The sequence below is a fragment of the Chryseobacterium lathyri genome (genome assembly GCF_003290185.1).
Lineage (GTDB): Bacteria > Bacteroidota > Bacteroidia > Flavobacteriales > Weeksellaceae > Chryseobacterium > Chryseobacterium lathyri.
In genome coordinates, this window is sequence record NZ_QNFY01000019.1 from 1 (window position 1) to 23,955 (window position 23,955).

17 protein-coding genes are annotated in these 23,955 nt (G+C 38.1%); 9 read left to right on the plus strand and 8 right to left on the minus strand.

All coding sequences use genetic code 11. The features are described from left to right. From DRF61_RS20505 to DRF61_RS20525, 4 genes are all read left to right on the plus strand, one after another. A partial coding sequence (locus tag DRF61_RS20505; protein WP_167409452.1) for an RHS repeat domain-containing protein occupies positions 1-2,646 on the plus strand: 2,646 nt, incomplete at its 5' end. Positions 2,647-2,650: 4 nt separating this feature from the next. Next, positions 2,651-3,199: a hypothetical protein gene (locus DRF61_RS20510; protein ID WP_111960575.1), complete on the plus strand. Its 549-nt coding sequence runs from the start codon at positions 2,651-2,653 to the stop codon at positions 3,197-3,199. A gap of 1,096 nt (positions 3,200-4,295) precedes the next feature. Then, positions 4,296-5,807, plus strand: coding sequence for a MauE/DoxX family redox-associated membrane protein (locus tag DRF61_RS20520; RefSeq protein WP_111960579.1), 1,512 nt, complete (start codon positions 4,296-4,298; stop codon positions 5,805-5,807). A 34-nt stretch (positions 5,808-5,841) separates the two neighbouring features. Then, the gene (locus DRF61_RS20525) at positions 5,842-6,096 is read left to right on the plus strand and encodes a DUF6520 family protein (protein ID WP_111960581.1); all 255 of its coding nucleotides are present in this window, start codon (positions 5,842-5,844) and stop codon (positions 6,094-6,096) included. Between the two features lie 38 nt (positions 6,097-6,134). Here DRF61_RS20525 and DRF61_RS20530 read toward each other — a convergent pair whose 3' ends face one another. From DRF61_RS20530 to DRF61_RS20550, 5 genes are all read right to left on the minus strand, one after another. Further along, the gene (locus DRF61_RS20530) at positions 6,135-8,621 is read right to left on the minus strand and encodes an alpha/beta hydrolase family protein (RefSeq protein ID WP_111960583.1); all 2,487 of its coding nucleotides are present in this window, start codon (positions 8,619-8,621) and stop codon (positions 6,135-6,137) included. After that, entirely contained in the window at positions 8,608-9,993 is a 1,386-nt protein-coding gene (locus DRF61_RS20535; protein WP_111960585.1) for a RagB/SusD family nutrient uptake outer membrane protein, read from the minus strand. Before DRF61_RS20535 ends, DRF61_RS20530 begins: the two co-directional genes overlap by 14 nt. Before the next feature lie 2 nt (positions 9,994-9,995). Continuing rightward, the gene (locus DRF61_RS20540) at positions 9,996-13,073 is read right to left on the minus strand and encodes a SusC/RagA family TonB-linked outer membrane protein (protein ID WP_111960587.1); all 3,078 of its coding nucleotides are present in this window, start codon (positions 13,071-13,073) and stop codon (positions 9,996-9,998) included. A 145-nt stretch (positions 13,074-13,218) separates the two neighbouring features. After that, on the minus strand, positions 13,219-14,031 hold the full coding sequence (locus DRF61_RS20545; RefSeq protein WP_111960589.1) for a FecR family protein: 813 nt from the start codon (positions 14,029-14,031) through the stop codon (positions 13,219-13,221). A 95-nt stretch (positions 14,032-14,126) separates the two neighbouring features. Next, a complete protein-coding gene (locus DRF61_RS20550) occupies positions 14,127-14,648 on the minus strand; it encodes an RNA polymerase sigma factor (protein ID WP_111960591.1) in 522 nt (173 codons plus the stop codon). 318 nt (positions 14,649-14,966) lie between these two features. On the opposite strand from DRF61_RS20550, the gene DRF61_RS20555 reads away from it, so the two are divergent. After that, entirely contained in the window at positions 14,967-16,127 is a 1,161-nt protein-coding gene (locus DRF61_RS20555) for a thioredoxin family protein (protein WP_111960593.1), read from the plus strand. A 57-nt stretch (positions 16,128-16,184) separates the two neighbouring features. Here DRF61_RS20555 and DRF61_RS20560 read toward each other — a convergent pair whose 3' ends face one another. Then, entirely contained in the window at positions 16,185-17,471 is a 1,287-nt protein-coding gene (locus DRF61_RS20560; RefSeq protein ID WP_111960595.1) for a hypothetical protein, read from the minus strand. Between the two features lie 146 nt (positions 17,472-17,617). After that, entirely contained in the window at positions 17,618-18,640 is a 1,023-nt protein-coding gene (locus DRF61_RS20565) for a 3-oxoacyl-ACP synthase III family protein (RefSeq protein WP_111960597.1), read from the minus strand. 73 nt (positions 18,641-18,713) lie between these two features. Here DRF61_RS20565 and DRF61_RS20570 point away from each other — a divergent pair, with 73 nt between their 5' ends. From DRF61_RS20570 to DRF61_RS20580, 3 genes are all read left to right on the plus strand, one after another. Then, positions 18,714-19,613: a magnesium transporter CorA family protein gene (locus DRF61_RS20570; protein WP_111960599.1), complete on the plus strand. Its 900-nt coding sequence runs from the start codon at positions 18,714-18,716 to the stop codon at positions 19,611-19,613. Between the two features lie 23 nt (positions 19,614-19,636). Further along, positions 19,637-19,885: a hypothetical protein gene (locus tag DRF61_RS20575; protein ID WP_111960601.1), complete on the plus strand. Its 249-nt coding sequence runs from the start codon at positions 19,637-19,639 to the stop codon at positions 19,883-19,885. An 89-nt stretch (positions 19,886-19,974) separates the two neighbouring features. After that, positions 19,975-21,561, plus strand: coding sequence for a patatin-like phospholipase family protein (locus tag DRF61_RS20580; RefSeq protein WP_111960603.1), 1,587 nt, complete (start codon positions 19,975-19,977; stop codon positions 21,559-21,561). Between the two features lie 308 nt (positions 21,562-21,869). Here the strand turns inward: DRF61_RS20580 and DRF61_RS20585 are convergent, their stop codons facing one another. Beyond that, positions 21,870-22,235 (minus strand): helix-turn-helix domain-containing protein, encoded by a 366-nt coding sequence (locus DRF61_RS20585; RefSeq protein WP_111960605.1) that lies wholly within the window; start codon positions 22,233-22,235, stop codon positions 21,870-21,872. 134 nt (positions 22,236-22,369) lie between these two features. Between DRF61_RS20585 and DRF61_RS20590 the strand changes: the two genes are divergently transcribed. Continuing rightward, entirely contained in the window at positions 22,370-23,938 is a 1,569-nt protein-coding gene (locus tag DRF61_RS20590; protein WP_111960607.1) for a hypothetical protein, read from the plus strand. Positions 23,939-23,955: the final 17 nt, after the last annotated feature.

The window sequence follows — 23,955 nt, forward strand, 5'->3', positions numbered from 1 at the left end:
TTTCCATCAGATACTCAATCAATTTTAAGTATCAATTATTACGACACATACCCTTCCTACAGCTTCAATCCTGCTTTTCCTTCCACCATATTGGGAGAGCCAGTGATTACCGATACACAAAATGCTCCGGTGAACACCCAGGCAATGCCTACCCTGAGCCTTGTAAAGAATATAGAAGATGATAACTGGACTAAAAATTATGTCTACTACGATAAAAAAGGAAGAGCATTAGGCACGTACAGCATTAATCATTTGGGTGGAACCACCAGAACAGAATCAGAACTGGATTTTGTGGGGGTAGCAAAACAATCTAAAGTATACCATAAAAGACTCAGTACCGATACCGAAAAGGTAATTTCCCAAAGCTTTGATTACGATAATCAATACCGGGTCTTAAAACATCGCCATCAGGTAGACAGCGGTCCTGTGGAACTGTTAACGGAAAATACCTATAATGAGCTTTCACAGCTTTCCAACAAGAAAGTAGGGGGCGGACTTCAAAGCATCGATTACCAGTATGACATCCGTGGTGCGCTTATCAAAATCAATGATCCGGCTGCACTCGGAACCAAACTTTTCGGCTATGAACTAAAGTATTTTAATCCTCTGAATACAACTGTTTCTGGGGGGAAATACGATGGCAATATTACAGAAGTGACATGGAAAACGGCTTTAGACCAGGTTTTAAGACAGTATAATTACCAGTATGATGGACTGAACAGGCTTAAAAAGGGAATTTATTCTGAACCGGGGGCTTCTGTTCCACAGAACGATTTCTTTAATGAAACTTTAGCTTATGATCTGAACGGAAATATGACTTCATTGCAGAGAAATGGGAAAAGTAGTTCAGGAACAGCGCAGCTTATTGATGATCTTACCTATAATTATACAGGGAATAAGCTTAATACGGTTACTGACACTTCAGGAAACTACAGTGGCTATCCTGATACCTCCGGGGCTATCATTTCTTATGATGATAATGGGAATATGACGGATCATAAAGATAAAGGAATCTTACAGATCTATTACAATCATCTTGATCTTCCTAATTATCTAAAGTTTGATAAGGGGTTATCAACACGAACAGGAATGATTAATGAAAATACATCTTATACCTATCGTGCAGATGGAACTAAACTTAAGAAAATTTATAACTATACTCCTCCTATTGTTGATCCTTTAGGTACTACCACCACGCTATTAACCCAAATTACAGAATATGTAGATGGGTTTCAGTATGAAACTCCTACAGGAAAAAAGGGAGGGACAAATCTTATCTTAAAATTTGTTCCTACCGCTGAGGGCTATTACAATTTTGAAAATAATAAGTATATTTACAGCTATACAGACCATTTGGGAAGTGTGCGTTTAAGCTACTCCAAGAACCTGAATGGCGGCGCAGAAGTTCTTGAAGAAAACAACTACTATCCTTTTGGATTAAAGCATGAAGGTTACAATGTTTTAGTTGGGAATCCTGCTTATAATTACCAGTATAACGGTAAAGAGCTACAGAAAGAAACAGGCTGGAGTGATTACGGCGCTAGAATGTACATGGCTGACATTGGCCGATGGGGGGTAATAGACCCGCTGGCTGAAATGATGAGAAGGTATTCGCCTTATAACTATGTCTTTAATAACCCCATAAGCTTTACCGATCCTGATGGAATGGCTCCGATGCATCAGCTGAAGATTGCCGATGAAAGCGAAGGAGGAGGTGGTGGTTCAAGCTGGACCAATCCAAACTGGCTGGGCTTAGGAGGTGGAAACCTTGGGGATAGTTATGGCTTTGGTTCTCTAAGCCCATCAGGAGGTGAAGGAAACAGTGGTGGCTCTGCCCAGGGATTAATTAACACCGCGTTTGGCGTAGGCGGAAGTTGGGGTAATACGGGATCTGGTTTTGCAAATGGAAATAATGTAAGCTTAGGGTATGACGGAAGTTATCAAAGTCTTAATACCAATTATGCTGAGGGAGGTATTGGAGATGCCTTTGTTAATATTCCTGAAATTAAGCTCTCCGGAAGCAGTTTCTTTTGGGCATCACGAATCCGAAGCCATGTTAATAAGTACATGGAAGCATGGAACTTGAATAATGAATCTGTTGATGTTTATAGTTTCCAAAATAGAATTGGTGATCAGGTATTACCTGCTAAGGAAAGCTTTTTAGGTAAAATTTGGTCATTTATGAGCCCCCGAGAATGGTCGGATTCTAATGGACTATCTTATCAGGTAAATTCTGATGGTAGAATTACAAATGTTGCTCCTTTAATGGGAGATGTTCCTCTCGGTTTAAGTGGTGTTAAAGGTATAGTAAAAGTAGAAGCTAGTATTGGAGGACGTTTAGGGAATTCCGCAACTAGAGCTCAGATCGCTAAAATTGCAGCTCGATTAGAAAGTAAAGGATATACTATTACAGGTGGTGGTGGACAAAGAGCCGAAGAATTTTTAAGACCATTAGGCGGGGGCAGAAAAGGTGGCTCTTATTTGGATTTGACAGCAAGCCATCCGAAATATCCAACATTAAGAATAAATACAGTTGACGTATTACGAAACGGAATTACGCCAAGTACTAGAGAGCTTAGAAATGCTATAAGAATCAGAACTCAAATTGGATCGGGAGAACATTTATTATTAATTCCTAAAAAATAAAAATATGAAAAGTAAACAAACGATGTTTTTTATAGTGTTGGATGATATTAAGCAAATACTTCATGAGATTGAATCAGATGTCGATATTTGTTATTACAAGGCAGGACTTCTTGATAGCAGAGAGGTACCTAAATACAATTCCATATTTGATACGCCAAATGTAGGAATTGCATTATCAGGAGATTGGAATAGAATTGATACTTATATGATTTTAAAATCAAGTACAGAACTGAATATTAGAGAAGTACCACAAATAAAAGGAGGGATGAAATTTGCTGTTGATCAAATGGTTAATCGTAAATCAATTGAATTGAAGCTTGGTGGTATTTTTCAGGAAAAGGGCAATATAATAGTTGCTGGTAGAGTCGCGAGCATTTCTGACGATCGTGATTCAAAGGAATTATACAATCTCTTCTCTTCCAAAATAAAAAAGAATTTTAAAAAGATAGACGTTTTTTATGTTGGTAACATAGCAGAAAAGAAATTACAAGAAGGTTGGCGTTTGGTAACAAATGAAAATTCTCCGAAAGAATATGATTTAACTCTAAGTTGAACGGAAATACCATAATTTTCCAGGTGTATTAATGATGATTTAGGGTATTGAAAATCAATGCCCTAAATTTTAAAATCAAATAGAAATTCTAATTTGAAATGATTTTATAGATAGGCTTGTTAAAAGAAATGCAGCATTGTATATCTGACAGATTTGCAACTTGTCACTAGAGCGGCACAGAAAGCAGAAAATGCAATTGGTGGTACAGGGAGATTTGCAGGAACTGCGAAACATACTTACACAAATAATTTAATAAACAGATACCAGAAAATGTTTGGGGACAGAGGGCTTGAAACAAATTTTTACTTTAGGAAAGACGCAGGAAGAGGTTATTTAGATGTTGTTCAACATAATACGTGGGAGTTTCGGCAAAACTGACCCCTTCATTCCGCAATTAAACTGCCGCTCCATTCCGCCCCAAGTTGACCCCCTCATTTCGGGACAAAGTGACCCCTTTTACCTCTCAGGCCACTTTTTTCAATCCAAATGATTCCACTGGTCTTTAAATTTTGAGGCTAAATAATAGCCGCTAGGAGCTGATGTGCCCTGCGGACATGGTGTTAGTCCAGATTGAGAGTTGAGTCGCTTATAGGGGCTTATTTGTGGTGGTCTTGAAATCCCTGTCAGATCGGTCTGATCTAAAAGTCTGTTGAGTTCCAAAAAGGCGGGTGAAAGGAATGATAGTTAGGTTAAGCTACTTTTGCTCGGTGAGAGATCGTGGGATTTTGAGAATTAATTATCTTTGGTAAGACTTCGTGGGGCATTCGCTACCACGCTCGGCAGCTAGTCAGGCGGTCAGTTTGAGCCGAAACAGAGGGGTCACTTTCATTGAAATACGCAATTTTGCCATACTTTGAGGGTAATTCATGTATGTTATGTTCTGCAAGAGGTATAAGTTTCCTATAGATTCCATCCCAAAATTATATGATGAAATTTAGCCGAAATCCGGCCATTTCAAAACTTTGGTACTATTTTCAATGTACTGAGTACTTTCTTCAATGTTTTTTATACTTTTTGACATGTTTTTAGTACTATTTTCAATCTTTTATATTTTTTTATTGGTCAGCTTTACTTCAGGAAAACGAACAAAGCTCCAATGAGAAAACTCATCCAAATATTGCCGGCTATTTTTGCTTACTTTTTTGTCTTGCTATTCTGTTATGCCAGTGTAAGCAAGGTGCTGGATTTTGAGAATTTTCAAGTACAGCTGGCGCAGTCACCATTGCTGAGTGCCTATGCCGGATTTATCTCTTACGCAGTAATTGTTACCGAGCTCATCATTGCAGCCTTACTCTGTATCAAAGCAAGCAGACTACTTGGATTGTATCTGTCACTGGCAATCATGGTAAGTTTCACTGTTTACATTTATCTCATTTTAAATTACAGTGATTTCGTACCCTGCTCATGTGGTGGTATCTTAGAAAAGCTTGGTTGGACAGAGCATTTGATTTTTAATATTGGCTGTATCCTTACCTCAGTTATCGGTATTTTCATTTTAGGTGATTCGAATTCAATTTCCAAATTCACAACGAGTATCAACGCATTGGGCATAGGTCTTGTTTCTGCGGGATTGGTGATCTGTCTATTTCTGCTTTCCGAGAATATTATTAAAAAAGAAAACAACTTTACGCGGAGATATCTTAACCATCCAATTATAGAAGATAAAAGTTATGATCTTAAGGTCAATTCCTATTATTTCGCAGGTTCAGCAGATGGGAAAATATTTCTGGGCAATTATACCGCTCCTTTGACACTCGTTACCTTAGATACAAGTATTCATGCCGTGACGATTTTAAAAGTCGAGCCCGACCAGATAACCCACATTTTTCGTGCATTAAAGTTCCGGGTGAAGGCCCCTTACTATTATCTCTATGATGGCTCTATTCCGGTAATATATCAGGGTAGACTGAGTGAATCCAAAGCAAAAACGATCAGCTACCATGATGGCTATTTTGATGAAATGGTAGTTCTCGACAGCAGCCGTTTTGCCATCCGAACCCAGAGCAGCGCTGCCAGAAATCACGTATTGGGAACTATAAATTCCGCTGCTCAGCCCAGACTATCAATAAATGACCAATTATTAGAAAAACAGCAGGACGGCATTTTTGATACAGATGGTCAATTGCTGAGCGATGATAAGAACGTGAATAATTTTTATTACATCTATTCCTATCGTAACCAAGTTTTGAGCATCGATAAAAACCTGAGTTTGTTGCATAGACAAAACACGATCGATACCAATTCAAAGGCAAAAATCAAAGTAGTCTTACTGTCAGATGGCAAACGCACTATGAACGCTCCACCGCTTACTGTCAATAAGAAAACTGTTGTTCATCAAAATCTTCTTTTCAACGAATCCGGGGTGATCGGAAAATATGAACCGAAAAAGCAATGGAAAAACTCATCGATTATCGATGTTTATAATGTGGACAAGCCGTCTTATGTAGGCAGCTTTTATTTGCCGGATAACGGAAAAAATAAGATTTCCAACATGTTGGTCACAGATAGGTACCTGTTTGTACTCTCCGGAACCATGCTTACAAGATATCACTTTACAAAAAACATGATACAAAACTTCAAGAACCGGGGGAAGCCGAAAACCCGTTGATAGAGAGTAGGCATTAACTTTAAAACTTTAAATTATGAAAAGGTTTAAAAAAATGGTGTTACCAGTTGCTATTGTCATGATTGCCGCTGTAGGTGCTTTTGCAACCAACTCAACCAAAAAAACAGCAATGCATGACGGATACCGTTATGATGAGCTGAGTGAAACCTGTGTTAACACAGAAATTCAATGTAGTGATGTGCAAACCTCGTTTATTTGTACCGATGGTTCTGCAAATCAACTGCGCCAGATCAACGGCACAGGTTGTCCTGATTTCTTGTACAAACCTTAAAAAAGAAAGGTGTCCGAAATTTTCGGACACCTTTCTTATCAATTAAACCAGGGCGGGCGCTTATAATCTTTGAGATAATAATCAAACCATTGTATAAACCTTATTGTTGCCTCTTTCTGGTTTTCTTTTTTCAGGAGCACATGAACCTCTTTTGGAAACAATAATAATTTAGAATCTTTTTTTAGGCTTTGCAGTGCAATAAACATCGAAACACTCTGGTTCCAGTTGACATGATAATCTTCTTTGCCTGCCCAAAGCAGTAAGGGAGTATTAATTTTGTCTGCATGGAAAATCGGATTTGTTTCATAGTATACGTCTTTAATATCATAAAAGGAACCTGTGAACCTGAAACTCTGATCAGTATATCGATAGATATCAGGACGGAGCGAATTCTGATTCATCGAGAAGTACGAGGCAGTGATGTCTGATATGGATGCCCCGCTGATGGCAGCTTTGAAAATATTGGAGTGGGATACAAGATAATTTACCTCAAATCCCCCGAAGGAATGTCCTATGATTCCGATCCGGTTCAGATCAATATTATAGATTGAAGCCATCTTGCTGATTGCTGTTTCTATACCCGATAATGCAGACTGGCCAGGTTCATTTTGCTTATAAATTATACGGGGCAATAGGATAATGTAACCGTTCATGGCAAAAAGGGAACGGTTGAAACCGTTCTGGTTATAGTAGCTTGGATAAACAAAATCCTTGTAACCTTTGGCCTCATTCTCATAAATCCTAACGATGACCGGGTACTTTTTTGACGTGTTGTAATCCGGAGGCAGTACCACCGAGCAATAATTGGATTCCTCATCCTTGCCTTTCCAAAAGTGTACTTTTGTACGGGGGAAAAGTGAAGGTTCAAAAATCTCTTTATTGCTGAGATATACAGTACTCTTTTTTTTGGAATTAAAATTGTACAACTTCAGGACATACGGCTCATTTCCATTTTCGGTTACATAGGTAACTGCGTTTTCTGAATATACCAATTGGCTGATCGTATTTGCATTCAGAGCCTCGATGATATCAATTTTCTGATCTCGGTAGACCGCAAGAGCTTGTGCAGAGCCATCGTCTTTGCTAATATCAAGTAATAGAAAATTCTCGTCTATTTCGCTGGATTTGGTTCCTGCTAATCTTTGAACTGGCTCATTGAAGCTGTTATTAAGTATCCGGTAGGAAATATGCTTATCAACAGAATGGGTGAGCCTAATTGCTTTATTGGTTGTCAGGTCATACTTCCAGATATCATTTTCATCTGTCAAAAATACTTTTTTGTTGTCTTTACTTAGAAACAACCTACTTATTGCAATAGTAACTTTTTCGTTTAGCCTGTTGAACTGATAAAAATTTGTACCGAGATCAACTGTTAAGTTTACTGCTTTTCTTTTATCGTAATCGTACATCCACCAATCTTTGTTCTTAAAATAAAACAATTGGTTAAACTTTTTGGCGACATGAAAATACTGACCGTCTATACGGTCCACAGAAAAAATAGTTTTACCGGACTTTATATCCCGGAGCCTGAAAGTAGGGGGTGTGATCTCTTCCATGAAATCATCATTTTCAAGGTCGTAAAAATCTAAAATTACGTTATTGCCAAAAATGAGCGAACTGCGGGTTGCCCCAAAAATATATGGATTATCGTATTGTTTGCCTGTATTCAGATCTAATATCAAATCAGTATAAGCTTGGGCCTTGTATTTCATAATCTTTGGCTTTAACCCCATGTCCTGCGAAGACCAGACTTCAAGGGTATCAATATTCTTTAGCTGCTCTTTAAAAGGTTGCTTTGAAGCAGTTAGGTGGCTCGATGCAAAGTTATATATCGGATAATTCGCTATTACTGATGGAAGGTTCTTCTCCAATTGAAGGTGCCCATCAAAATCATAGAACCTTGTAAGGAATATACTGTCCTTTTTCAATAGCAATTTTATTAGTTTTTCTTCCGGGCTCACCGTTTCCTTCAGTACGGTCCAGATTTGAAAATTATCTGTAATGATTTTTTCTTTAAGATTTTTTAAATTAAGAAGTGATATTACATTTTTCTTTCTAATCCATAAATTACCTTTTGCAATCACAGTCTTTTCAATCGCAGTTGATTTATAACGGATGGAACCTGTATTGTCTACAATCGAAATATCCTTTCCAGGTGTTGTTAATATAGTATTTCCGGTATCTGGATCATAGGTGAAATCCGAAATATTCTGAAATTGAAGTTCCTCCTGTTTTTTCAAGTTTCTGATAAAAACAGTATTATCGTTATTCCGTAGTATGAAAACTTTATCATCAAGGTAAACGTTGTTCGGATTTTCAAAGACCATCATTTTCAATGTTGAACCATTCTGCAAAACACCTTCCTGTTTCCCATTCTCGTAATATTTTACAAAATATAGCCACTTCCCATTTTTGGTTACTGTTTTATTGAAAACCTGATACCACTGTGAGTTGGTGTTTTGTCCATATAGAAAAAGGGGGAACACTAAATAAAAAACAGCAAAAAATAATTTAGTAGCCTTCATTTTGTGGTTTAAGATTTTGATTAATTAAGATTTCCTGTTCTGGCAAGGGTAGGTTTTTGAAATAGGTTTTCCAATGAGGTTTTTCGGGTAACATCTTCTGGTCTAAAAGCTCATTCCTTTTCAGATCAAAAAAGCGGTGTCCAAATTCAGTGAAAAGTTCATGTCGTCTTTCATCGAGGATGGCTAAGCGCAACTGAGTCTGAGATGATGAACCATCACCCTGCAAGCCTGCTTTTGACCGAATAACATTGAGGTATATCTTGGACTGCGCCACGTTGCCCATCTCGTTTTCTGCTTCCGCCAATATCAGGTAAGCTTCTTCAATACGGAAAACAACGGTATATTCTACAGAAGCAGCCGTTTTGTTATTTTGCTTGTATTTGAAGGGATGGTAAAAAGTACTTTGGCTGTTAGACACTTCTTTAGTCCATTTAACTTTCCGTAAATCTCCATTCTCAAATGAGTTCATGAAATTTGAAGAGAGTACAGCATTAGCCGGTGGCAGGGTTTGAAAAATAAAATATTGTCCTTCTAAGGTATTTGCACCTGTCTCAACAGGCATAAACTGAAGTACAGCACTTTTGGAGTCCTTCAGAAAGGCTAGGTCCAAATTTTGAACAACAGCATAATCCGGATTTGCGATTACCTTTAAAGCATATTCTTTTGCCAACGCCCAATTATTTTGATAAAGGTAGGCTCTGGAAAGAAGCAATTGTGCCGTGGATCTGTTGGCTCTTGTCCGTCCGGTTCCCGGATAGCTATTACCGAGCTTTGCCTCAGCTGCCAGTAAATCCTGAATCAAAAGACTGTAAACTTCCGGAACTGTTTTTTTTGAAATATGTTGGTTAACAATATAGCTGGTTGACTGTACATAGGGAATTTGGCCGTATAGGTTCACAAGATAAAAATGCAGAAGAGCTCTGATAAAGAAAGCTTCGCCCAAAAGTTGGTTTACGGTAGCGGTATCAAGATAAGAGCTGTTTTCCTGTACACCTTCAATGATATTATTTACAGCATATATCTGCTGATAGGCATTGGTCCAAAATCCGTTGACCGCCAAATTATTGGGTTGTATGCCTAATTCGTAAAAAGTCCTAAAGTCTGTCTGCTGGGCGGTGACTGATGTCAGCTCATCGGTGTAGCATCCCAGTAAATAATTCATCCCCGAGGTATCTCCTGTAAGGATGCCCTTGAATCTTAAATTGGTGTATACATCGGTCAGGGCAGCAGTTGCTGTTTCTTTGTTTCTGAATACCGAAGTTTGGGATATTTGGTTTTTGGGGGCATCAACCTCCAGAAAATTTTCACAACTGGCCGTCATTGAAAGGGCAGTAAGCACCAAAAGTACGTAGTAATGTATATAGTTTTTCATGATCAGAATTTTAGTGTAATATTGAATGAATATGTTTTGATAAATGGAAGATAGATTCCTTCAGCTTCAGGCGATAACCCTTTGTAACCCGTTATGGTAAACAGGTTTTGGCCCTGAAGTGTGAGTATCATAGATAATTCCTTTAGGGGAACTGCATATGATAACTGTATATTGTTAAGTCTTACAAACGAAGCATCCACGATTGCCGCATCGCTATTTTGATATAGGGTTTGTGCCTTAACAGCATCAGAATTGAGTCCCGTCGTCGGTAATTGGTAGCTGCCATTGGTATGCTCTGGAGTCCAGTAATCCAACATATAGGTCGGTATATTTCTCATCGTTCCAATTCCGGGCAATGAGTAATCAAGACTATAGAGATTTTGTTTTGCAAACTGCAAAAGGAAGCCTAACGATATTTTTTTGTAAGAAAACTGGCCAGTAAGTCCACCATAAAGTCTGGTGCCATATTTTACCGTTTTTGTTCGGTCGTTGATATCAATTTTTCCATCACCGTTAAGATCGGTAAATTGGTAGATGCCTGTAGTTGGATTTATGCCTTTAAATTCATAGACTTTCTTAATATTCATAGACGCTCCTACGATATATGAATTTGCATAAGTGGTAGAAGCAATATTGTCAAAAGCCAATAATTTACTTTTTGGTATACTGAGGTTTAACGATGTACTCCATTTAAAAGGTGTTTTTTGAACAGGTGAAAAACCAAGATCGAATTCAAACCCCGAATTTTGTACTGTCGCCGGAAAATTACTCAGTATTGTAGGAAATCCTGTGGTAGATGGTAAAGGAATACCTACCAACTGATTAGAAGAACGGTTTCGGTACCAGGATGCCGTAATAGATATTTTATCTTGAAGCAGTCCCAGTTCTAAAGCAGTTTCTAATTTTTTTGTTTTTTCCCAACTAAAATTGGGATTGTACAAACGGGATGGGTATAATCCCGTATTTCCGTCATAAAACGTAGATGAAATGGTATAGGTATTAAGGAATTGGTAGTCTCCAATAAGATCACTGCCTGCAATCCCATAGCTTCCCCTTAACTTGCCAAAACTTACGATCGGATTGTCTTTTAAAAATTCTTCTTTTGAAAATATCCAGGCAGTACCTACTGCCCCAAAATTTGCAAAACGGTTATTTGAACCAAACCTGCTGGAGCCGTCTCTTCTCGCGGTCAGATTAACGAAGTACCGGCCTAAAAAGCCATAATTGAACCTTCCGAAAATGGCCATATACCGATAAGCTGTTTCGGTGTCCTCGTTCACTTTTTGGATCTTTGCATTGGAAAGGTTATAAATCAGGTCATTGGAAGTGAAATCACTGCCTTGTACCCTGAATAGTTCTTCGTTTTTTGATTCAAATGTAGAACCAAGCAACGCATTAAACTGATGTCTTTTCCATTTTTTTGTCCAATGAAGCTGTGGCTCTAAAATCCAGCTGTATCTATTCACATTTCCAAAATAAATTACCGAATTCCGGCTTGTCCTGCCCAGGCTTGGATTAGAGGCTGTGGAAGGATTTGTTCGGACTTCTTTTTGGTCCGTATTGGTAAACCCGCCGCTGAGTTTGAGCATGAAATCTTTTGAGATCTTGTATTCGGTTGTTAATTGAACATACAGGGTATATATTTTATTTTTATATTCATTGTTCAGTTTGGCGAGCGGATTGGCAAATGTATTGTTTGCCCAGTTAAGGGTGCCGTCAGGCAGGTAAATCGCAGGTGCATTTGGCGTAAGGAATACTTGATTGGTAAGATCGGCTTCAAAAAGATTGTTTCTTTGATAAGAATACAAAATAGTCGGACTGATCGTGAATTTTTTGTCTTTTGATTGATGGGTGGCGCTAAAATCGATACCCATCTTTTGATAGCGAAAGCCATTTCCGTAGGCGGTAGACTGTTCCAGATGGTTAACGCTCATGAAAAAGCGGGTAAGCTCGTTACCACCACTGACAGACAATTGTGCCTGTTGGTTAAGAAACGTTTTTCCTATAAATTCTTTATACCAATCAGTATAGCGGTTCCGGTCCCATGTTCCGTTTAGGTCAAAGGTATTGGCCGGATAATTAGTAATACCATCATTTTTGTAGGCATCTTTTCGCATCTGTAGATATTGTTCAGTATTAGCCAGTTCTAAAAAACGGCTCGTTTTGCTTACAGAGGTGTTAAGATCCAACACATAGGAGGTGACTTGATTTTTCCCTTTCTTTGTCGTGATCAATACCACCCCGTTTGCACCCCTTGAACCGTATATAGCCGTGGCATCGGCATCTTTTAGGACTTCAATGCTTTCGATATCGTTCATGTTCAGAGCATTTAAGGGGCTGGCTTCTCCCTTTGGGATAATTCCGTTGGATAAGGAGCCTATGGCATTGGATTGACTATTGGCAGGGACACCATCTATAACGATTAACGGAAAACTCCCGTCATAGCGCAAGCTGTTTTTTCCCCTGATCTGAATATCAAAGCCACCACCCGGCACGCCTGAATTTTGGGTAATGCTGACTCCTGCCATACGTCCCTGTAAGGTAGACAGTACATTGTTTACAGGCTGGTTTTCGATGTCTTTAGCCGTAACTTTGGCAATACTTCCGGTACGCTCTTTATCCTTTACCGAATAATAACCGGCATTGAGCGTAATTTCTTCGATCTTGGTTTCCCTGTTGCTCAAAGCCGTAGTATCCTCTTCTTTTTGATCTATTGCTAAAAGTGGCGTGACTTCCTCTTTATTTGAATCAGCAGATACTTTCTGGGGTTTCTGTCGGATAATAACCGTGTTTTGATAAATAAGAGCCTCGAAAGGTAAGCCTTTGAGTATCTTTCTAAGGCAGTCTAATACGCTTTCATTGTTGCATTTGACACCTTGTATTCTGTAATTTTTTAGGTGATCTGTGGAATAAGCATATGCATTGATTTTGTTTTCCATCAGAAAACCTTTAACGGCATCTATGGCAGAAATTTTCCCTGCTTCGTAATTAACCCTCATTTGTGAGTGGTTTTTTTGCTGTCCGCTTACAAGCGTAATTCCTAATAGAAGGAATAGGACAAGCGTGCAAATATTTTTCATATTTTTGCATGGTATTTAAATTATTAACTCGGTGAAGATTTTGTTATTAGTTTAGTACGTGACCGACGGTTGCCTCCGTCGGTCGTTTTGTACAAACTTTTCCTATCTATCAGGAATCATGGCGGGGGTCATCAGGCACCATAGCCTATTTTTCCAGTTCAAATGTTGAATCATTGCTTTGTCTGGTATTTAGATTAAGCTGTATTCCCAGCGTTTGGATAAATGCATCTGCGGTAGCGTTTGGCACCGTGATCGTAATTTTCGTGTTCTTCAGTTCTGTGCTATATTGTACTTTTATGCCATATGTCTTCTCAATAACCTGTACTGCATCGTTTATTGGGCATTCATTGAATGTTAAGCTTGCAGATTTATCTTTTGATACAGTAGCACTTTTATCCTCAGTTTCACTGACAGAGGTTGCCCCTGAAATCCCATAATTGGTAAATGTTTGTTTGGGTGCCAATGGAACGGGATCTTTGGGACGACCTGTTTTATATACCAAAACCTTTCCCTCAAAGAGATCTACTTTGAAAGTCTTGCCACTTTGAGAGACTTTAAAAATGGTTCCTAATACTTTAGTTTCATATCCCTTTCCGTGAACAATGAAAGGATGTACTTTGGATTTTGCGACATTGAATACGGCATCGCCTTCGAGCAATACTTCTCTTGTATTGGAGGGAAAGGATTTTTCCACCGTTAGTTTAGCTCCTTTAGATAAAGTAACCCGTGAGCCATCGCTCAACAATACATTTTCAAGCCCGGATTGGGCAAAATATACGTCAGGTTTTATGACGGCGTTGTATCCGATTGTACTTCCAATGGATAGGATGATAATAATAGCAGATGCCGAAATTATCTTGATCCGTTGTTGTCTGCGATGCCATATTTCGACTTTCTCCAACAGCAAACGGTCCTCTTGGGGAGTGAGCGGCTGTAAGCGGGGTGGTTTTTCTTCCATGATGAGAGGTCCTTTATATATATTAGGACAGAACTCACAAAAACACACCCCCTTGCAAGTGGAAATTAACTATTTTTAGGAAAGTTTAACTATTTTTAACAGTTTGAATGGTATTTTTTCAGGAAAATCATGGCTTTGGCAATTTGATTTTCGACTGCACCTTTTGACATATCAAGCTGCGTTGCAATCTGCTCATGCGGTATTCCCTGTAATTTACTCATCTTAAAAATTGTCTTGCGCAGCGGAGGGATAATGAGCTCGATGCTTTTTTCGAGGGCTACTAATTGATGTTCTTTCTTTTTTACTGCTTTAAATTCCTGTGCAGAACTATCTTCAAGATCATAAAACAGTTCCTCCGAATATAGTTTCTTATTAGTTCTTCGATAAAATTTTGAGATTTCCTGTTTACAGGTATTAAAAATAATAGCTTCTGCATTTCCGGAAAAAATCTTATCTCTTGATTTCCATAAATGGATACAAACTTCCTGCATTACATCCAATACATCATCCCTGTTTTCCACTTTACGTGTGATACAGGCAAAAATATCATGTTTGTAACGAAAATAAAGTCCTTCATAGGCACTTTTTTCACTGGTCTGTCTGCGGAAAAAAGTCATAAGACCGATTTGGTTAGAACAGCAAATTTAAGTCTTTTTTCAATACCACATGAGTTAAGAGCTTATAAATGTATGCACTGTCATCTAACATTTTTGTATATTTGCCAGTGAGTCAATGGAAACACATTGAAATACAAAGCAATAAGCACCGTTACCAAATCGTTACCCGACAATCTTTGATAACCCTATAAAAGCCTTGTTACTACACAGTTAGGTGTTTTCCTGAAAATTTTAAAATAAAATATCCGTAACTATTTTCTTTATACGCCGACTTATTTGTTAGCATAATTATTACATTTGTAATCAATAAAAAGTTTTATGAAAAAATTAGCACTATTTTCTTCTTTATTTATAGGAGCTCTGGCATTGGCGCAGGGAATTAAATTTGAAGACAGCAATTTTGCGGCTATCCTGGCAAAAGCAAAAAAAGAGAATAAACTGGTATTTGTTGATGCTTATGCATCATGGTGTGGGCCTTGCAAATTGATGGTAAAGAATATTTTTCCGCTTCAGACGGTTGGAGATTTTTATAATTCCCACTTCGTGAATGCAAAAATAGATATGGAAAAAGGTGAAGGAATAGGTCTTGCCAAGAAATACAATGTAAAGGCATTCCCAACTTATCTTTTCATCAACGGTGACGGGGAGGAAGTACACAGAACACTAGGCTATGTAGAGGAAAAAGATTTTATCCAGTTCGCTAAGGACGCTGAAGATCCGAATAAAAGGCTTACCGCATTGAAGCAAAAGTTTGAAAATGGAGAAAAAGACCCTGAGTTTTTAAAAAATCTTGCAGGATTGACAATCTATAATGATTCTGAATTTGCAGGAAAGGTACTTGACCGTTATTTTCAGCAGAAAACAACACTTGACCAGGAAGATGTACAAATGCTTCTTTCAGGAACACAAAGCACAGAAAGCCCACTATATAAAATATTCCAGGCAAAAAAATCTGAAATTATCAAGATTTTCCCGGAAGAAAAGTATGCAAAATTCGACAAAAATATTAAACTTAATACCGTTCTTAAGAAGTCTTACAATGCAGATACAAAATCCTGGAACGACAACTATTTTCTAGCTGAATCTCAAAAATTCATGACGAAAGATGAAGCTGAGAAAATATTAAAAAGAGCAAAAGCAAGCAGAGCTTTAAAGAATAAAGACATTCCGACCTACGAGAAATTAATGCTGGAGCTGTATAAGGATTCTTCTGCAGCCAGTTCTGAAGAATTAAATTCCCTGGCATGGAACTTTTTTGAAAACGTGAGCAACAAAGCTTCTCTGGAAAAAGCGGTAGCCTGGGCTCAGGAATCTGTAAAGAAAGATGAAAATTATGCGAATACAGATACTTTAGCTAATCTTTACAACAAAATCGGAGATAAGAAAAATGCTAAAATCTGGGCTGAAAAATCTGTTCAGCTGGCTAAAAGTACAGGACAGGATTCTTCGGATACTGAAAAATTATTGAAAAGCCTTTAATACAAAAAAAATCGCCAGTAAAAACTGGCGATTCTTTTTTTGTCCTATACTGTTTAGTTAGTTATTGTATACTAAAATCTGCATTTTGGTAAGCATCGCTTCCGTATCGCCGTTATATCCTGCATAAGTGGTAGGGTCAACATTAACTCTTGCAGTATTAGCCCATGCTGTATATTGTACTTTAAATGTATATGTCCCAGCTGGAAGCGTCACCGATTTTAAAAAAGTTACCGGGACAGGGAGATCATTTAATCCGCCACCTGCAGATCCTATTTTAGTTGTATAAGCCGATGATATTTTAACATTATTTTGTAATAAGCTAAATACACCTTGCGAACTAACTCCTCCACTAGGAAAATTAGTTGCATACCCCAAAATCGTAAATAAGAAAGTCTGGGTCATACCTGCCGGAACAGTCAATGTCAATGTAACTCCTGGTACATCTGCTGTATTTCCCGCAGTAATTGTTGCTTCAGTAGTTCCCTGTACATAGTTTGCAGAAGAAATAGTTCCACTTGATGTATTAAGAGTTTTCCAGGTAGGTGCCGCTCCAGCTCCGCTTGATGTGAGAATCTGGCCTGTAGTCCCTGCACTTCCTGTGGTGCTTGCAGTTCCGCCCACATTCAATTCGTTTGTAATCTGTAGTGCTCCGTTAACATGCAGTTTTTTTTGCGGAGTTTGAGTTCCGATTCCTACATCACCAGCTCCGGTTACAACCATTCTATTCGCACCATTGGTAAGCAGGTTGATAGGAGTTGCAGAAGCCGTAGTCAAATTCATGCCTGTACTATTTCCTGATGTAGTAATCTGAGCTGTTAAAGCATTATCCACAAACATACTTAAAATACCTGATCCTCCAGTCGCCTGAAATGCTCCTCTTGAAGAACCTGTTGCCGAAACAATTCCCTGAGTACCCGAAGTCCCTATGGTAATATCATTTGCACCATTCACAAAATTAAGCACATTGCCTGCAGTCGTAACAGTCCTGTTTCCTGCAAGGGTACCATTAGAAGTATAAATATTAACAGGAGCATTTAGTTTGGTCCAGACCGTACCATTGTAATAGTAATATCCTACAGCATCAATATTTACAGCAGTTCCCGTTTGTGTTCCGGTAGCAATACTGTTCACATAAATTAACGTAGAAACAGGAGTTCCCGTCATACTTTGCGCTCTTTGCCTGTCAACTCTCGGAACCAGTAATCCATCCACGTCAGCAGTGGTACCGGTAGCATTTTTGGCTGTTATATCGAGGGTTGAAGCAGGATTTGGGGTATTTATCCCCACTTGAGCATAGATAAATAAAGGGAACAGTAAAGTCCCAAGTAATAAATTCTTTTTCATTTGTTTTTTGTTTATAATTAAGCATCTCAAAGTTAATAAAAAAAAATCATTTTTTCTTATTTTTCAAACAAAACCAACATTATATTACTAAAAACAAAAAGCAGATAGAAAACCACCTGCTTTTATTCACTTATAATTGAAAAACATTAATATTCAAACAATACGCTTCCCCACGTAAATCCGCTTCCGAAAGCTGAAAGAAGGACAAGATCTCCTCTTTTGATTTTTCCTTCTTCAATTGCTTCACTTAATGCAATAGGAATAGAAGCTGCCGTTGTATTTCCGTATTTCTGAATATTATTATGAATTCTCTCATCCGGAAGTCCGAATTTCTGCTGTACAAACTGTGCAATTCTAAGATTGGCCTGGTGAGGAATGAACATATCAAGATCCTCTATTGTTTTTCCGGCTTTATTCAGAGCCTCCATCATAGTTTCAGGGAATCTTGTCACCGCATGCTTGAATACAAAATTACCGTTCATGATAGGATAAACCTCTTTATCGGTCACATTTTCAGGTTCTTTTCTCATTCTGTCGCTCCATCCGAATTTGGAACCCGGGAACTGTGTACACAGTTCATCTGCATATTTACCTTCAGAATGCATATTTACCGCTAAAATATCTCCCGCATTTTCATCTTCCGTTGCTGAAAGTATGATGGCTCCTGCCCCATCTCCAAAGATCACCGAAACACCTCTTCCCTCATCAGAGAAATCAAGTCCGAAAGAATGGATCTCCGCACCTACTACAAGGATATTTTTATAGGTTCCTGATTTAATAAAAGCATTGGCAACACTCACCGCATACACAAATCCGGAACATTGGTTTCTTACGTCCAAAGCACCTATGGTGTCACAGCCCAGCATATCCTGAAGCAAAACACCACAACCCGGGAAATAATAGTCCGGAGAAAGCGTTGCAAAAACAATATAATCTATATCCTGAGCAATGAGGTTTGCTTTTTCAAGGGCTTTTTGAGAAGCTTTGAAAGCTAAATAAGCAGTGGTTTCCTGAGAATCATTTCTGTTTTGTCTGTGTCTTCTTTCTTTGATGCCTGTTCTTTCTGTAATCCATTCATCATTGGTGGTCATCAGTTTTGCTAAATCATCATTCGTAACAACATTATCTGGAACATAAAATCCAATCCCTTTTATTGTACTTTTAATCATATAGTTTTTTTAATTTTGGCAAAGATAAAATTATTTAACACATAGTTTTTCAAAATATTAGTATTTTTATTGTATGCCAATCGACACGATATACAGAGACTCCCAATGTGAATGGGTAGATGTAGAGGCTCCCACTGCGGAAGACCTGAAATTTCTTCACGAAAGATATGAAATCAACAATCTTCTCCTGGAAGATACGATGGATCCTAACCACCTTCCGAAATATGAAGAGGATGGCAATATAAGATTCTTTCTCCTCCGGGAAAGTACAGAGCTGGAGCGTAAAAATCTCAATACCATAAGCGATATCAGCACCAAGATTGGGATTTTTCTCCTGGAAAATACTATTATCACCATTCACAGGATGAAGACCAAAAGTATTTCGGAGACGAAGAAGCAGATTGCCGGTATGCAGACAGAAGTCCCGCCTTCAAAAATAGCATTAATGATCAGCCTCCTGATCATGAAAAGTTTCGATGACGAATCGGTAAGCCTCCTGGAAACTATGGACAACATCGAAAACGAAATTTTCCTTAAAAACACCAACCATACCAATCAGATCAGAAGACTGTATAAGCTGAAAAGAAAATCAGGACTGAATTCAAGGGTACTGACTATTTCCACAGATGCTGTAGATAAGTTTAAATTATTAAACCTTCAGGATTCCGAGATCGTCGATTTAAAAGACAAGCATAAAGATGTAGTGGCAGATTTCGACCATTTGAATATCCAGATCACCAACCTTATTTCGATGTTCCTCGCATTATCGGATCAGAAGGCCAACCAGGTTATGAAAGTCTTGGCTATTTATTCAGTGTATTTCTTGCCGATCACCTTTATTGCCGGTGTTTATGGGATGAATTTCGATAATATGCCTGAGCTGCACCATAAGTATGGGTATTTTATAACCATAGGGATTATGGCATTGGTGGTGATCTGTACATTTATTTATGCGAGGAGAAAACAATGGTAATGGAATTAAAAAAAATCAAATAAATGAAAACACTCAAGGAAAAAATGAAAGATTGGACGGATATTGACATTGCAATGCATGAGATTGCATTGAAATTAGAGCTCATACCTGAAGACAATTTTCCCAAATTTAAATCATATTATTGGTCAGGGACAGAAAAAAGCAAAGCTTTAAAAAATATATTATATGAATTAACAAATATTGGATTTCTGGACTTTAATTCAGATGAAAATATTGTCAAAGTAAATCAAGAGTTTTGTTTTGAAAAATAGTTTATAAGCTTATCAAGAAATGTTTTTTCGTTGTGTAGAAGAAACTTTTTCAAGATTGACTGTTCAGTCACAATAAACACCAAACCACCATGAAAACTGAAATTCTAAATAAAATCCTCACGGAAAATGTACTTTCCCGGGAATCTAAAGAGAAGCTCTCTGCTCTGCATGAGAATATATCTTCCAGGGAATTTTCTGACCTTCTGGATGCTCAGGGAAACCAATATGTAGAGTTTGTTCAGGAAGGAGGTGGTGTCTGGGGCAGTGCTCTGGTTGGTTATCTTTATGGTCTGGAAATTTTTGGAGTCCGTTTTCTGAAAGTAGCAGGAACCAGTGCCGGAGCAATCAATACCATGCTTATTGCCGCCTGTAAAACCAAAGAAGAGGCTAAAAGTGAAGTGATTAAGGATATTCTCTTCAGCTGGAATTTTGCAGATTTTATGGATGGAAAAACCTACGTTAAAACAACCATTCATGCCATCCTGAACAACAAAGATTTTTTTAAGATCAATGCTATTATTGCAGCAGTTGTTATGATTATCCTTGTTATCATCCCTTTTGCAGCTCAACCTGCAACAACCCTTAATACCAAACTGCTTTTCCTGATTCCTTTGATTCCTGTAATTATTACTTTTTTTTGCATTAAAAAGTTCTATAATGATTTCCGGAAACAGAACAGCGGATTTAATCCGGGCAATACATTCTTAAACACCATGCAAAATGTTCTGGACGGTTTCGGAATTAAAACAGTAGCTAATCTTAATGAAAAATTTATCCAAAAAGAACTGGATCTCAATCTTAAGTACCGTTACGGAAATGGCCAGGAATATTATACGATTGCGCTGAAAAGCATAGAAGCCATTAAAGACAAAAATCTTGAACATATTGACCAGACGCGTTACAGAATATTCTATGAAAGTGCCGTCAGCAACGATTATTATAAGAACAATCCCTTCTATCAGCTCCGCTCAGAATATGTTGTGATTACTACCGATATTAATGCAAAAATAAAAGTAGAGCTTCCTACAATGGCCAATTTATACTGGTCGGAAGAGGAGCTGAAGCATGTAAGTCCTGCTGAGTTTGTACGGGCATCCATGTCTGTCCCGTTCTTTTTTGAACCCTTCCAGAAAAGAATCAACAAGGATGATGATTCCGTGAAATATGCCTGGAAATTCTGGATGAATACGAAACCGGAAGGCATCTACCCTGCCGGGCTGTTCATTGATGGGGGAAGCATTTCCAATTTTCCCATTGATATTTTCCACGCCAGTGATGTATTTTATCCGAGAATGCCGCTTTTCGGGGTACAGCTTACAAGTGATTCTGATCTTCTTTCTGAAAAAGGAAAAACCAGTGAGGAAATCCTCAAAACTCCTTTTTCTTATGCGGGAAACATTATCAGCACATTAAAAGGGTTTAACGACAAATCATTTTTAACCAAGCACAGTTTTTACCGTCTTTACAGCATCCAGTCCGTTAATTGTGGCACAAGCAGCTGGCTGAATTTCTTCATGAAAAGAGAGGAAAAAGAGGATCTTTTCAACAGAGGTTTTCAAGCTGCACTTGATTTTCTGAATCAATTCGACTGGGAAAAATACAAATACGAAAGAATGATGCTTTCGATGAAGGAGGAAAAAATATTGAAGGAAGAGGATACGAAGACGGTGGGGTAAGGAAATTGGGGGGCTTTAACGCATATTTTGGGGTTCGGAACCCCAAAATATACGTTGTGAAATCCTCCGGTGGGGTTCCGTAACCATCTTACGGGGTTGCTTTACCTAAACAACGGGGTTCTGTACCGCTTTAGTGAGGTTATTTTAAGGGTCATTTAGGTTGCTGAACCTAAAAATAAGGGTAAAATACTCCATGGGAGCAGTGAATAACCCCGTGAGATGATTTCGGAACCTTAACCGATCTATACATAACTGGATCGCTTCATAAAAACCCTTTAAATATTATGTATAAAGGGGACTTTTATTATCTATTTTTTAAGCAAATTCTCTATAAGCTTGCCTTGTAATTCTATCAGTTTTGTAATTTGTTCTTGGTTTTTTAATATGCTCTCTATCAATTCTGGTGATTGCATATTCACAGTACCATTAACTAGATTAATTCCTCCTTCAATCTTTTCTATTTGATTATAATTTGTAAACTTTTCTTCAAATAATTGATTCATATCTATTCCTAATTCCTTTGCAATTCTACTAAGCAACATCGAATTGGGAATGCTTTTATCAGATTCAATATTAGAAATAGTGCTTTGTGTAACATCTAATCGAAAAGCTAAATCGTCCTGTGACCAGCTTTTTGCTTCACGATATTGTCTTACTTTAGTGCCTAAACTCATTTTATTAATATTTTAATCAAAAATATTAAAATATTAATGATATAGAAAATAAATATGTTTTAGTTTTGTTCAAGTTCTCCATGAGGTGAGAATTATTTTATTATATTTAGCAACTTAAAAAACACAACCAATTTATGAGAAAAAATTTATTTCTCCGGCTGTTTCTATTAATAGCCCTCGGCACTTTGCTGTACTCCTGCCGGACAGAAGAGGAGCTGAACCCCAAAAACAGTGAAGCCGGAAATTTGCAGTATGGCATATCCAAAGAGGCCTTTATGGGCAGCCTGTTTGTAACAGGCCTGAAAAGCAGCAGCTCTAAAAACGTGGCCTCTGCCCTCACAGCAGAAGAACTGGTAGAAAGACTGGACCTGGAAAAAGCCCATCTGAATTCGGGTAACGGGAAAGAAGTTTTTCATGTGCCTGTAAGAACATTCGGCAGCTACAAAAGATCGCTCCTATCTATATCTGGAAACGGAAATTCCATAGCTGTTCTATTAACCTATCCCAATCCGGAAGATTACAGACTTTTTTATATAACGGATCTCAACGGAAACCTTCTGAAGGAAGTGAAGATAGGGGACAATGGGAAAGAGCTTCCAACTTCTCCCAATTCAAAAGAATCCGGTATGGCAAGTAAAAGCGGAGATGTATGCGAGGAAGTGGTGTATGAAACATGTAGTTCAGGGCAGCACAGTTTTGAAACAGGAAATGCATATCAGTGCGAGTTTTGGAATAACCTTCAGGGAGGCACGCCCCCAAAATTATTTAAAATAAACGGCATATGTGGCGACACAGGAAGTGGCGGGGGTGGCACTACAATAGGCGGGGATGGATCTTCCGGCGGGCATTCAGCCGGTGGAAGCGGCACTTCTCCTGTAGGGGGCGGAGGCCCTCCCAAATATGATTTTTCCTCAGCTGATTGTGTGCAAAATCTTGATTGTGAAAACTGTAATATCCCGGGGGATACTAACAATGACTGTAAGCTGAGTTATGATGAAGCAATAGCCTTTAATAATAATCCCTGTGAGAAAACAAAGAGTATGCTTACCAAACCTAATGTGCAGCAAGGCATTAATAATATAAAAGCACAAGCATTGGCAACACTTAGTAACGTGAATGCTGGAGAAATTGGCTTTAAGGAAAAAAAAGATGGTACTTTGGCTCCGGCAGATGTCAACTCTGCGCATCAGGTAGTGTTTAATGATGTTACAGATTCTTATGGTGGTTATCATAATCATACAGCAACAGGAACGCATATGTTTTCTCCGCCGGATATTGTGGATGCATTATTTGGGTTTGCTACTGCACAAAACATACAGGATGGCGTAGGAAATGCATATCTTGGTATGATAGCTGGAGAATGGTGTAATACTTGCCCTAATAATGTTCAGTATATACATTATGTAATACAGTATACAGGAGCTGCTGCAGAATTGGGAGGCTATGTTTATACAGAAGCACAAATGAAACAATTTGAAAAAGATTATCGAAAAAAAGTCAATAAATTATTAAAAGATCCTCTAAATTCGAACAATAATGGAGCAACTCTTAATAATGTTGGATTAGAAAAATTATTCTTTGATACTTTAAAAAATATAGGAATAGATGGAAAAGTAAATTTACAGCGTATAGAGAGTAATGGAACGATAAATAATGTAACTTTAAATAGCAATGGTAGTATAAATGCTAACCCGTGCCCATAGATATTAATTAAATAATA

What these genes read in the sequence shown, in the direction of transcription:
- DRF61_RS20550 (WP_111960591.1), bottom strand. Translation starts at nt 14,648, where the DNA reads ATGACTTTTTTCCGCAGACAGACCAGTGAAAAAAGTGCCTATGAAGGA.
- DRF61_RS20570 (WP_111960599.1), top strand. Translation starts at nt 18,714, where the DNA reads ATGCCAATCGACACGATATACAGAGACTCCCAATGTGAATGGGTAGAT.
- DRF61_RS20530 (WP_111960583.1), bottom strand. Translation starts at nt 8,621, where the DNA reads ATGAAGGCTACTAAATTATTTTTTGCTGTTTTTTATTTAGTGTTCCCC.
- DRF61_RS20590 (WP_111960607.1), top strand. Translation starts at nt 22,370, where the DNA reads ATGAGAAAAAATTTATTTCTCCGGCTGTTTCTATTAATAGCCCTCGGC.
- DRF61_RS20555 (WP_111960593.1), top strand. Translation starts at nt 14,967, where the DNA reads ATGAAAAAATTAGCACTATTTTCTTCTTTATTTATAGGAGCTCTGGCA.
- DRF61_RS20525 (WP_111960581.1), top strand. Translation starts at nt 5,842, where the DNA reads ATGAAAAGGTTTAAAAAAATGGTGTTACCAGTTGCTATTGTCATGATT.
- DRF61_RS20510 (WP_111960575.1), top strand. Translation starts at nt 2,651, where the DNA reads ATGAAAAGTAAACAAACGATGTTTTTTATAGTGTTGGATGATATTAAG.
- DRF61_RS20545 (WP_111960589.1), bottom strand. Translation starts at nt 14,031, where the DNA reads ATGGAAGAAAAACCACCCCGCTTACAGCCGCTCACTCCCCAAGAGGAC.
- DRF61_RS20560 (WP_111960595.1), bottom strand. Translation starts at nt 17,471, where the DNA reads ATGAAAAAGAATTTATTACTTGGGACTTTACTGTTCCCTTTATTTATC.
- DRF61_RS20565 (WP_111960597.1), bottom strand. Translation starts at nt 18,640, where the DNA reads ATGATTAAAAGTACAATAAAAGGGATTGGATTTTATGTTCCAGATAAT.
- DRF61_RS20575 (WP_111960601.1), top strand. Translation starts at nt 19,637, where the DNA reads ATGAAAACACTCAAGGAAAAAATGAAAGATTGGACGGATATTGACATT.
- DRF61_RS20580 (WP_111960603.1), top strand. Translation starts at nt 19,975, where the DNA reads ATGAAAACTGAAATTCTAAATAAAATCCTCACGGAAAATGTACTTTCC.
- DRF61_RS20540 (WP_111960587.1), bottom strand. Translation starts at nt 13,073, where the DNA reads ATGAAAAATATTTGCACGCTTGTCCTATTCCTTCTATTAGGAATTACG.
- DRF61_RS20535 (WP_111960585.1), bottom strand. Translation starts at nt 9,993, where the DNA reads ATGAAAAACTATATACATTACTACGTACTTTTGGTGCTTACTGCCCTT.
- DRF61_RS20585 (WP_111960605.1), bottom strand. Translation starts at nt 22,235, where the DNA reads ATGAGTTTAGGCACTAAAGTAAGACAATATCGTGAAGCAAAAAGCTGG.
- DRF61_RS20520 (WP_111960579.1), top strand. Translation starts at nt 4,296, where the DNA reads ATGAGAAAACTCATCCAAATATTGCCGGCTATTTTTGCTTACTTTTTT.